Origin of the sequence: Proteiniphilum sp. X52, from assembly GCF_003712195.1 — a bacterium.
In the GTDB taxonomy this organism is placed as follows: domain Bacteria; phylum Bacteroidota; class Bacteroidia; order Bacteroidales; family Dysgonomonadaceae; genus Proteiniphilum.
The window spans coordinates 1-12,330 of record NZ_RDSD01000017.1 but is presented as its reverse complement, the minus strand read 5'-3'; the positions used below and the strand labels follow the sequence as shown (position 1 = coordinate 12,330).

The following is a 12,330-nucleotide window of genomic DNA, read 5'->3' as shown; positions in this document are numbered from 1 at the left end:
TGATTCTTATGTCTAAATCCTTAATTATATGAAGAAATATGGTTTAGTTTTATTGTTCGCAATGGTCGCGAATGGGATAATCGCACAATCACCTTCTCTTTTGGTGGAGGCGGAGAATTTCAGTAAGAAAGGCGGTTGGGTGGTCGATCAACAGTTTATGGATCTGATGGGCTCTCCTTACCTGATGGCGCATGGAATGGGCGTGCCGGTAGCCGATGCGGAAATATCTGTCGAATTTCCCTCAACCGGGGAATATGATGTATATGTCCGTACATTTAACTGGACCTCACCATGGTATGAGGGTGAGGGACCGGGCAAATTCCAAATCAGGTTAAATGGAGAAAAAATAGGATCTGTACTGGGTAGTAGGGGTAATGAATGGTATTGGCAGAAAGCAGGAAAAGTAGAGGTCAGGAAAAAAGATAATGTGATCACCCTGCAGGATTTGACTGGCTTTAACGGTCGGGTGGATGCCATTTATTTTACGCAGGATAACATATCTCCTCCCAACGAACCGGCAACTTTGGGTCATTTCAGAAAACAGATGCTGGATATACCCGAAGAACCGCAACAAGCGGGTGAATTTGATCTGGTGGTGGTGGGCGGCGGAGTGGCCGGGACCACAGCAGCCATATCTGCCGCAAGATCAGGACTGAAAGTCGCGTTAATCCAGGATCGGCCCGTACTTGGAGGAAACAACAGCTCGGAAGTGCGTGTGCATCTTGGGGGAAGAATTAAAGTGGAACCTTATCCTGCATTGGGTGATGTGGTCAAGGAAATCGGTCCCGCGCGTGGTGGGAATGCCCAGCCGGCAGATTATTATGAGGATGGGAAAAAAATGCAGATGGTGCTGGCAGAGGAGAATATTTCGCTTTTTACCAATTACCGGGCATTTGCCGTCAAAACAGAAGGTTCATCCATTACCGAAGTGCAGGCACGGCATATTGAAACTTCAGAAGAGCTCTCCTTTGCAGCACCATTGTTCGCGGATTGTACCGGCGACGGGACGATCGGGTTCCTTGCCGGAGCCGATTATGCCATGGGGCGGGAGTCCAAGGATGAGTTCGGGGAACCCACTGCTCCCGAGACACCGGACAAAATGACCATGGGTGCGTCCGTACAATGGTATTCGGCGGAAGAAAGTCAACCTGTTGATTTCCCGGTATTCCAATATGGTGTGGAATTCAACGACGAAAGTGTGAAACAGGTGGCTATGGGTGAATGGACATGGGAAACCGGAATGAATTATGATCAGATCAATGAGTTTGAACGGATACGTGATTATGGCCTTATGGTGGTCTATTCCAACTGGTCATGGTTGAAGAATTTCAGTGCTGATAAAGAAAAATACGCTAATCGGAGACTGGATTGGGTTGCTTATATTGCCGGTAAAAGAGAATCCCGCCGGTTGCTGGGTGACCACATTTTGAAAGAACAGGATCTGACGGATTTCGTTATTTACCCCGATGCTTCCGCACCCACAACCTGGACAATTGACCTGCATTATCCGGATCCTCAGAACACGGAACATTTCCCTGAAAATGAATTTTTATCTATAGCCATACATAAACCCATTCATCCTTATCCGATTCCTTATCGCTGTCTTTATTCACGGAATATTGACAACCTTTTCATGGCGGGAAGGAACATCAGTGTGACTCATGTCGCCTTAGGTACTGTAAGGGTAATGCGCACGACAGGTATCATGGGAGAAGTGGTAGGAATGGCCGCGTCGATAGCAGCCAGGAACAATACAAATCCGCGCGGTGTGTATAATAACTATCTGGGTGAGTTGAAAAAACTGATGAAAAAGGGCGTGGGGAAATATGAGGTAGAGGACATGCAAAATTATAATTTAGGCGGATCATTGGGGCCAAAAATACACAGTATAGAGATACCTCTTTATGATAAAGATTAAGAAACTGTTTTGAATTTTACGAGTGATTATTTTACGCTTATTTTTCCACTCTTTCATATTCTTTTTTGCGCCTTTGAACTTTCATTTCTTTTAAGTGGCCCGCCACATTTCAATCAATGAAAATCCAAATCCATCAAAAAATGGCTAAAAAACAATGGATGAAAAAATTCAAAACAGCTTCTAAATTATTTATTCTTTCTTGTCTTATATTACTGGGCGGTTATATTACTGGGCGGATCAAAGTGTCCGTCCGGTAAGCCCACAATGTCTTGAAATAAGTGTGATATTATTTCTCGGCAAATTCAACACAGTTTCTCAGTTATTCCTGATTGTTTGGTTAAATAAGAATAAATATGCGGGAATTCGGCTTTCTTTTTGCTAATAATGTCTTATTTATATTATTTATGGTTGAAAAGGTTTTATGGCTTATTTCTATATATCTTTATTGTTTAATTTTTTTTATTTTTCTTTGTGAGGATGAAAATTTTTCCTTTCATACATGAAATAAAAGTTTATAATACCGTATAAAAATCTTATTCGATGAGAACAAGTCCTATAGATAACCAGTTTAAAGCCCTTGGAATGTTAACACCTGTTAACGGGGGGGGGGGTATTCTCCTTATTTGACTTATAATCTGCTTTTATCCAGGTGTTTACTTGGAAAACAAAACCTTTATTTCTTATTTTTTTCCTTCCCTTTGGGCGACCAATCTTTTATTAATATTTGTCGAGCTTTTTCTGCCCCACACAAACTAGTACCTAAAGCTATCCAAATTGCTGTTTGGATAATGCTTGTTTTTTGTACCTGGGAACACTGGTTGCCGGGAACGGGGTGCATCAATACATTACCGCCCAGGGTGCATACAACTGGGTTTCTGTGTGGATCGTGCCTTTTGTCATGGCTGTGGTCATCCTGATCGGATTGTTGGGCTGTTCAGGGAAAGCACAAAGTATAACTCCATATTACAAAAACAAATATTTTTTAATAAATAAGGTGAATATGAAAAACAAGCAAAATTATGTTTCGACACATGTGGAAACAATGATTCATTTTTTTTCAGGAATAAAGAGGAGAAAAAATGTGAATATTGTGTTCTTGTTATGGATGGTTGTGCCGTTGTTTTTTCTTTGTTCCTGTAAAGGGGAGGAAGAAACCGGTGGTGAAGCGCACGATCCGAATAAGCCGATTGTGCTTACTTCCTTTATGCCCGATTCAGGGCGGATCTCCGAGATGGTACTGTTAGATGGAGATAATTTTGGGACGGATCCTTCTAAGATCAAAGTTTTCTTCAATGCGAAGGAAGCCGCGGTAGTCAATTCCAATGGAAAGCGTATACTTGCATTGGTTCCCCGTCTTCCGGGTGATACCTGTATTTTGAGTGTGGAAATTGGAGATCAGCAAAAGGAATATTCCGGTCATTTCTTGTACAAAGTCGCAGCTTCAGTTACCACTGTTGCCGGTAACGGGAATAATCCCACTGATCCTCCTAACTATGGAGTAGGTTTGGATAAGATACAATTAGTACCAGTTTATATTGGAATGGATAAAGATTTCAATATTTTCGTGTCGCTGGGAAATGATAACCTGTTAAGATTAAATGTGGCAGAGAATAGCGCCACGGTTGTGGCTACCGGCGCACAGGGCTACAACCATCGTTGTCCTCCTATCGCCAATCCTCTTACAAATGTACTGCAGACGGGTTCGGAACAAGAGCGTGATCGTTTTTGCTTTATGGATCCCAGGACAGGCTGGATACCAAAACTTTATTTTATTAAAGAGTGGGATCGGGGCTTTAACAGTGTAAGTGGTAAAGAATATGATATGCCAACCAGTGTTATTCATTACCATTGTCTTTTGAGCGAAGCGGACGGAAACTATTATACCCGTTACAACAGTGGAGAATTGGTAAGGATAAATCCGGCAACGTGGAAGGCTTCCATTGTAGGGATGACACCGAGTGGAATTGCCTATGGTATGGCCATGCATCCGATCAATCAGAATGAATTGTGGATTGCATATTCAAGCGGAGCAGGAGATGTGTCCAATAGTATCTGCAAGGTGGATGTGACCGATAGTACCGTTGGAAGCGATGGTGTTCGACTTGCCTCGTTTCAAAAACTCTCCGGTGCTACTAACGGTGCACACCGTGATGGCCCTTTGTCGATTGCTCAGTTCAATCAACCGCGTGGAATCAGCTTCGATTCTGATGGTAATTTATATGTGGGAGACAATCAAAATCAGTGTATTCGAATGATAAACACACATACAATGATGGTGGAAACGATGATAGGGATACCTGAACAACGCGGATTTAAAGACGGCTCCAAAGATGATGCCCTTTTTAGTGAACCTCACGGGATTGTTGTGGATGCTGAAGGAAATATTTTTGTATCTGACTATGGTAATAAAAGGATTCGCAGAATTGCTATTGAATAAACAATAACGGGTAAATTTCTTATAATATGCAAAAAATATATTGTTTCTTGATTTTTTTCTTAGTGGTAGCTTCAGTATTGTTAGCGCAGGAAACCCTCTATACGATTAAGGGTAGAGTCACTGACGATGTGGAGCCATTGATCGGTGTGACCATAACGGTACAGGGAAAAATGGGAGGTACTGTAACCGATATGAACGGAAGTTTTACAATTCGGGCATCCAAAGGAGACAAATTGGTTTTTTCATATGTCGGTTATGAAACGGTAGAGTATCTGGTAACTGAAGAAGTTCAGAATTTAGAAATCAAGCTTGAGAGTACTGCTATTGGGATAGATGAAGTTGTTGTGACGGCAATGGGGACCCAGCGTAAAATTTCTACTCTGGCATCCATTTCCTCCGTATCGCCAGAGGAACTGCAAGTGCCTACACCTTCCATCGCCAATCTGTTGGGGGGGCGTGTGGCCGGAGTTATTTCAATGGTGAACAGTGGTGAGCCGGGAAAGAATCTTGCCGAGTTTTGGGTTCGCGGCATAGGTACTTTTGGGGCAAATAGCAGCGCATTGGTGCTGATAGATGGTCTGGAAGGAAATATTAACTCGATAGACCCCGCAGATATCGAAAGTTTCTCCGTATTAAAAGATGCCTCGGCCACAGCTGTGTATGGCGTGCGTGGCGCAAATGGGGTGGTACTTATTACTACCAAACGGGGATTAACAGACAAGTTAAGCCTTACTGCCAGGGTAAATTATTCGATTTCGCAAATACGCCGTTTACCCAAGTACCTGAGGGCTTATGATTATGCATTATTGGTCAATGAGGCCAAGGAAGTGCGCGGAGAAGATCCCATGTATAATGATGTTCAGTTAAATGTGATTAGGGATGGCTTGGATCCTGATTTATATCCGGATGTCAGTTGGCAGGATGAAATGATCAATGATTTATCGTTTAAACAGAATTACTATGTCAGTGCTCGGGGTGGAGGAAATGTGGCAAAATATTTTGTGAGTCTTGCAGCCTCCAATGAATCTGCAGCTTACAAAGCCGAAAAAAATAATCCTTATGCGTCCAATACAGGGTATAACACCTACTCTTTACGTTTGAACTTGGATATTAATCTGACCAAAAGCACCGTATTGTATTTTGGTGCGGACGGCTTTATTTCCGTCAATAATCGTCCCGGACAGATCAATACGGATTATATTTGGGAATCACAGGCAAGTCTCACTCCTTTGATCTTTCCAGTACGTTTTTCCAACGGCCAGCTTCCTGCTGCCGGTACAGGGAGCGGTATGTCTCCCTATGTGTTGATTAATCATACGGGTAAAACCACCATCAATCATAACAGCAGCATGTATACCATAGCTGTCAATCAGGATTTAGGACATATTACCGAAGGGTTGAGGATAAGGGCCCAGGGAGCCTATAATCGGAATGGGGACTTTACGGAAAGGCGTTTTACCTTTCCGGCTCAATATAGGGCAATCGGACGTAACCCAAATGGAGAATTATTGACACGGGAACAAGTATCGCAAAGCACCTCCGCTTTATATGCAAGTTCTCAGGCCCAGTGGAGAAAATTTCACTTTGAGTCTACTTTGAATTACGACCGGGTATTCAATGAAGATCACAGAGTGGGAGGGTTGGTTTATTATTATCTCAGTGATCAGCAGGGAACTAACCAATATTCAGATGATGAAAATGCAAATTTAAGTATGAGTCTTGCCCAAATTCCTAAAAGATATATGGGGGTGTCAAGTCGCCTGACCTATGGATTTCAGGATACTTATATGGTAGATGTGAACTTCGGATATACCGGATCGGAAAACTTTATACCGGGCAAACAATTTGGTTTTTTCCCCTCTGTAGCTTTAGGTTGGATACCGACTGGCTATCAATACATGCAGGATAACTATAAATGGATCAATCTCATTAAATTCAGAGCATCTTACGGTACGGTGGGGAACGATCGTATCGGTGGAGAACGCTTCCCTTATCTGAACCGTGTTTCCCAAGGGTACACCTCTGTATGGGGTGCCTCAACTTCAGTGGAAAGAGTCGGCATTGCCCGTGTTGGAGCCGATAATCTGATATGGGAAGTTGCAAAACAAGCGAATATAGCTCTTGAAACCGCATTCTTTGATAGCAACCTGACGGGTACCGTGGAGTTTTTTAAAAACCGTCGGGATGGAATTTTCCAACAACGCGTGCAGGTTCCCGATTTTGTAGGGCTTCCGAATATGCCATACGGGAATGTCGGAAAAATGGAGAGCTGGGGGTCAGACGGTAACGCTGCCTATACTCATATAATCAACAAAGATGTGGATTTTACTGTGCGGGGTAATTATACTTTCGCGCAAAATAAAATCTTAAACTACGAAAAGACTTATGATGAATATCCCTATCAGGATTATACCGGATTGCCTAACAATGTATGGCGGGGATATCAGTGCATTGGATTCTTTAAAGATGAGGATGATATAAAATACAGCCCTAAACAAAGTTGGGGAGAAGTGAAACCCGGCGACCTGAAATACAAGGATATCAATGGGGACGGAAAAGTTGACCAGAACGACCAAGTTCCTATTTCTTACCAACAAATGTATCCTCAACTCATGTATGGATTCGGAGGGCAGTTCCGTTATAAAAATATAACGTTAGGCATTCTGTTTAAAGGTACGGGAAAAGTTGATTATTTTAGAAATAATACAGGGTATATACCTTTTAATGATGGAGAGAGGGGAAATGTGCTGGTTCAGTTTAAAGATCCTTCCACCCGATGGATCCCGAGAGCCTATGCCGAGGCGCATGGAATCGATCTTTCATTGGCAGAGAATCCGAACGCTCAATTGCCGCGCCTGCAATATGGAAATAACGCTAACAATACGCAATTGTCAGATTTCTGGAAAGGGGATGCCCGTTATCTGCGCCTCCAGGAGGTGACAATAAACTACAACCTGAAAAAAGACTTCCTGAAAAAAACAGGTATCACTTCTCTGGATTTACAACTGGTAGGCAATAATCTTTATGTGTGGGATAAGGTGAAAATATTTGATCCGGAACAGGCCGATAAGGTGGGGCGTGTTTATCCTATCCCTGCCATTTATTCTTTTCAGATGTATGTGAATTTCTAAAGAATTGGATTACATAATTATTGCAATAAATACAAAGATGAATATGAAAATATATAATATAAAAAAAGCCGTTGTGATTAAGCTGATAACTCTTTCTCTGTCAGTTGCATGGGCGCTATCCTCTTGCGATTTTTTGAATATCGACGGTTATGTTGACAATGAATTGAAACTGGATTCAATCTTTGCGTCCAAACGGTATATTGAGGCCTTTATGTGGGATGCCGCAGCGCAATTCCCGGATGAGGGAGCCATATTCGGTGGTGGAAATATGTACACACCGGGGCCGATGGCGACAGACGAAGCTTTTTGTCTGTTTGGTTCCGGGGAGTTTCAGGGAATGGCGTTTGTCCTCGGCGAACTGAACGATGCGAATCTGGGTAATTTCAACAGATGGGGACAATGGTACAGGATTATTCGGCAATGTAATACTATTTTTGCCCGTATTGATGAGGCTTCCGACTGGACAGCCGTGGAACGTCTGAATGTGATATCTTATACCCGCTTTATCAGGGCTTATGCCTATTATAACCTCTTGATGAATTTCGGCCCGGTTGTTTTGCTTGGGGATGAGATGCTTAACAACAATGAAGACATTACCTATTATGACCGTCCGCGTGACCTGTATGACGATTGTATGGAATATATCTGTTCCGAGTTTGAAGAAGCGGCCTTATATCTTCCGCCAAAAGTCAACTCGGTATTGGAATACGGACGCCCTACCAAAGGTGCAGCGCTCGCTTTAGTGGCCAGGCTCAGGCTAATACATGCCAGTGACCTTTTCAATGGAGGGCGCTCGGCTCGTACCTATTTCGGTAGTTGGACGCGGAAAACGGACGGACAGCACTACATTCAGCAGACTTACGATCCAAGACGCTGGGCAGTTGCCGCCGCCGCCGCCAAACGGGTGATAGATCTTCAACAGGATGGTTTGCCAATGTACCGTCTGCACACAGTGGAGGCCGATGACAAAACGCCTCCGTTACCGACCAATGTGAACGATCCGGATTACCTTAAAACTTTTCCGGAGGGAGCCGCGGGTATCGATCCTTTCCATTCTTATCTGGATATGTTTAACGGTGAAACCGTGATGAATATCAATCCGGAATTCATCTGGGCGAGAAATTCAACTATTCTTAGAGATTATACCAGACATTCTTTCCCTGTGGCCAACGGAGGCTGGAATGGTATGTGCGTGACCCAGAAGATTGTGGATGCCTATGAGATGGTTGACGGCCGTACTATCAATGATGCCAGTGAAGAGTATCCTTATGACGAAAGCGGTTTTACAAACGAGAGGAAAGAGTTGTACCGCGAATATTACCTGAATGCCAATGTTTACAATATGTATGTGAACAGGGAGGCGCGTTTCTACGCATCAGTCGGCTTTAGTGAAGGCTTTTGGTTGATGGGATCTACCTCCGACAATACACAAAAAAACCTGACAGTTACTTATTATAATGATTCTCCGAATGGGAAAAGTGGAGCGCCTAACCCGAACGACCATCCTATGACGGGCTATGTTTTGAGAAAATATGTCAACCCGATTGATGCATGGGCGGGTACTTCGGCGAGAAGGATTGATAAACCATTCCCCATTATCCGTTATGCCGAGATCCTGTTGTCATACGCAGAGGCAGTGAATCAGCTTGGAGGAGAAACTTTTACAATTGAGGTTGACGGACAGGCACAAACTTTTAGCAGAGATATCGGCGAGATTAAAAAGGCGATTAACCTAGTGCGTTATCGCGCCGGCCTGCCGGGACTTCAGGATGCTGATTTAGCAGATCAAGCAATAGTCCTGAATAAAATTAAAAAGGAACGTATGGTGGAATTCCTGTATGAGAACCGACGATATTTCGATGTGCGCCGATGGGGCGATTATGAAACATCAGAAAGTGAACCTATCAAAGGAATGAACACAGCGGGTACGAGGGATACTTATTATCAGCGTGTTGTGCCAACCAGTTACCGTATCTCTAACAGGGTTGTCAACCGGAAGATGATATTCTTGCCAATCCCCAAAGCAGAAATGCTGCGTTTGCCTTCATTCGATCAGAATCCCGGTTGGTAACTCATTCATATATTTTAATGAACAATGAAAATGAACAATGAAAATAAATGGATTAATCGTGTGAAACCGGCCTGTTTAAAATAATCATTAAACAGCAGAAGGGAATGATTATTTTGAACATCAAAGTTTCCATATACCAAAATAAAATAATAATATGAAACATATAAGATTTATACACCTATTGTTTGTTCCTGTCCTTGTATTTGTCTTGTTGTCATGTAACAGGGACGAGATCTTTGAGCGGGAGCAATACAAGGCTGTGGTTGCTTTACTCAGTGATGACGGCTTTAATATTTTTGCAGAGGAACTGCCATTTTCGGAAGACGGAGCGGACGGATATATTGCGGCTTCCTGCGGGGGTGTTCTGCCGACGACTGAGCCGATAGACATAAGTATCGTTGAAGACGCAAGCCTGCTTAACCAATACAATGTGAGTAATTTTGATACTGATGCGGAACGTTATGCTCTTTATTTGAGTTCTGACAGGTATGAGATCGAAAAGTATAGTATAACCATACCTGCCGGGGAAAGAACGGGTAGGATGCATATCCGTCTGCATACAGCAGGATTGTCTCCCGATTCGGTCTATTTTATCCCCTTCCGGGTAAATACTTTTTCTGCTTATGAATTTAACTCTGAAAAGAGTACGGTCCTGTATCGCTTGTATCTGAAAAATGATTATGCGTCCACGAAGGATGGAGATGGGGCTACTATATACAATCATCGTGGGAAAAGAGGAACGACCAACACTATGGTACAGAAAAAAGTCTTTCCTACGGCAAGGAATGAGGTGAGGATTATGGCAGGGATTAAGGAATTTCAAACAGAGGAAGCGCTGATAAACAGGTGGTCTATCCGAATCGTGGTGGGTGAGGATAATAAAGTAACTATCCTGCCCTGGAATAAGTCAGAGTATGGTATGAAAGTTACCCAAATAGACGGAGATGCAGATTTTCCCAATACATTCAGTATAGTCGACGATGGATACAACACATATAAAACGTTTCTGCTTCGGTATAATTATATCGATCCGGATGATGGCAATACGTATGAAATGTCGGAAGAACTGAGATTGCAATTCAGTGAGAGAGATAAATATTAAAAAACCATTTATCAGCAATGAATATGAAGCATTTTAAATATCTAACGATTGTTATGCTTGCAATTATGGCAGGATGCAATAATTTCGATCCGTTTGTTGTGACCGAAAAACCGTATGTGAATCAAACATCAGTAAAATTATACATAGGTGAACATGCCGGCGATCGGAATACAATTCAACTTATAAGTAGCCCTATAGGAAAATCCTATCTATGGACCAGCCAGGATCCCTCCGTGGTTACGGTTAATCAATCGGGTTTGTTGACAGCCGTAGGTGAGGGTATTACTACTGTTACGGTTGCGTCGGCTGATGACCAGATAATTATTGACGTGAACGTAAGGGAATATATTCCCCTTACCGGTTTTACATTGAGTACTTATTCTGTAATAGGATTTTGGCAAAATACAACATATGTGTTCGTAACATATATTCCTGATAATGCCACCGATGTGGCAATTGAATGGTCTTCGTCCGATCGAAGTGTTGCAGAAGTTTACAGTAATGGGTTGATTAAGACATTGGAAGAAGGAAGAGCTACTGTAACTGCAAAATATGGCGATATCGAGCAGTCGGTGGATGTCTGGGTTCCCGCACCTCCGGTGAAAATGAGTAAATCGGGTTGGAGCATTCCCGGTTATGATCCGAACAGTGATGATGGTACTATCGGTTATAGCTCGCAGCAAAGAAATGATGGCGGTGGTGTACCATCCATTATAGATGAAGATATAAACACATATTGGCATGCCAGATGGAGCGGATCTGCCAGCAATTATCCACATTGGTTTATCATTGACTTGGGAGAAGAGGTTACAATAGCTCAGGTAGGAATGGCCAGACGCACTGGTGATGGTCGTGGTCAAAAAGGCTATCAGGTTTTTACCTGTAGGGAAGAAGGAGCAGTAGATTTAACAGATCCTGATACATGGGATTGGCAGGATCAGGGCGATATTCCTTTCGATTCAGGTAAAGATGGAATACAGATACAACCTTTGAGCAATTTTCCAATGGCTCGTTATATAAAGGTATTTATAGACGATAAATATAGAGGTAGTAATAATTTTGCCATGGTCGGAGATTTCAGCGTTTATATTTTTAAAGATTAATTAGGTTTGACATATCTATCGGGGGTGTCTATCATGATACCCCCGATATTTTTATACATATTCCTTAAAACGCTTACCATTACGTTGTCTCTCATCATCTATTCTTCCCTTAATCCAGGCTGTTATCACAGATAAAACGCTTTCTATATGGGAAATAAAGACATCTGAAGGTCACCAAGCGTTTTGTTATCATTGAAACGCTTTTACAATCGGTAGCAAAGGGCGAGTTATAGGTTTTCTTTATACACTAAATATTTTTATAATTTGTTTTTATATGTCTTTATTGTTTAATTTTTTTTATTTTTCTTTATAAATTATACGAAAGCAAAGCTGCTTTTACTGCAGAAATTAAGGATATTAATGCCATACTGAATTTGTAGTCAATGAGAACAAACACAGTCAAGAATAAATTCAAACCCCCTTTTGTGTTAATTAAAGTTAACGGGGGGGGGGGGGGAAATATTTAATAGATAAAACCGTTTTTTACCAGTCAATTTTACCCTTAAATTAGACAGATATTTTAAAAAATTTTGTCGGTTTCTGTTTTTAAAAAAAAAAAAAAAACCCG

6 protein-coding genes are annotated in these 12,330 nt (G+C 42.2%); all 6 read left to right on the top strand.

Translation table 11 applies throughout. The features are described 5' to 3' along the window. Positions 1-28 precede the first annotated feature (28 nt). The 6 genes from D7D25_RS12830 to D7D25_RS12805 all read left to right on the top strand — a co-directional run bounded on the left by D7D25_RS12830 (position 29) and on the right by D7D25_RS12805 (position 11,762). Positions 29-1,918, top strand: coding sequence for an FAD-dependent oxidoreductase (locus D7D25_RS12830; RefSeq protein WP_122969357.1), 1,890 nt, complete (start codon positions 29-31; stop codon positions 1,916-1,918). Positions 1,919-2,717: 799 nt separating this feature from the next. After that, positions 2,718-4,355, top strand: a complete 1,638-nt coding sequence (locus D7D25_RS12825; protein WP_122969356.1) for an IPT/TIG domain-containing protein — start codon at positions 2,718-2,720, stop codon at positions 4,353-4,355. Between the two features lie 26 nt (positions 4,356-4,381). After that, positions 4,382-7,486 carry a TonB-dependent receptor gene (locus D7D25_RS12820; RefSeq protein WP_122969355.1) on the top strand — a complete coding sequence of 1,035 codons (3,105 nt, stop codon included), beginning with the start codon at positions 4,382-4,384 and terminating at the stop codon, positions 7,484-7,486. Positions 7,487-7,529: 43 nt separating this feature from the next. After that, positions 7,530-9,557 (top strand): RagB/SusD family nutrient uptake outer membrane protein, encoded by a 2,028-nt coding sequence (locus D7D25_RS12815; protein ID WP_122969398.1) that lies wholly within the window; start codon positions 7,530-7,532, stop codon positions 9,555-9,557. Between the two features lie 154 nt (positions 9,558-9,711). After that, complete coding sequence (locus tag D7D25_RS12810; RefSeq protein ID WP_122969354.1) at positions 9,712-10,659, top strand: BT_3044 domain-containing protein; 948 nt, start codon at positions 9,712-9,714, stop codon at positions 10,657-10,659. Positions 10,660-10,682: 23 nt separating this feature from the next. Further along, on the top strand, positions 10,683-11,762 hold the full coding sequence (locus D7D25_RS12805; protein ID WP_158602617.1) for an Ig-like domain-containing protein: 1,080 nt from the start codon (positions 10,683-10,685) through the stop codon (positions 11,760-11,762). Positions 11,763-12,330: the final 568 nt, after the last annotated feature.

Coding starts and splice junctions, on each gene's coding strand:
- D7D25_RS12830 (WP_122969357.1), top strand. CDS start 29: ATGAAGAAATATGGTTTAGTTTTATTGTTCGCAATGGTCGCGAATGGG.
- D7D25_RS12820 (WP_122969355.1), top strand. CDS start 4,382: ATGCAAAAAATATATTGTTTCTTGATTTTTTTCTTAGTGGTAGCTTCA.
- D7D25_RS12815 (WP_122969398.1), top strand. CDS start 7,530: ATGAAAATATATAATATAAAAAAAGCCGTTGTGATTAAGCTGATAACT.
- D7D25_RS12810 (WP_122969354.1), top strand. CDS start 9,712: ATGAAACATATAAGATTTATACACCTATTGTTTGTTCCTGTCCTTGTA.
- D7D25_RS12805 (WP_158602617.1), top strand. CDS start 10,683: ATGAAGCATTTTAAATATCTAACGATTGTTATGCTTGCAATTATGGCA.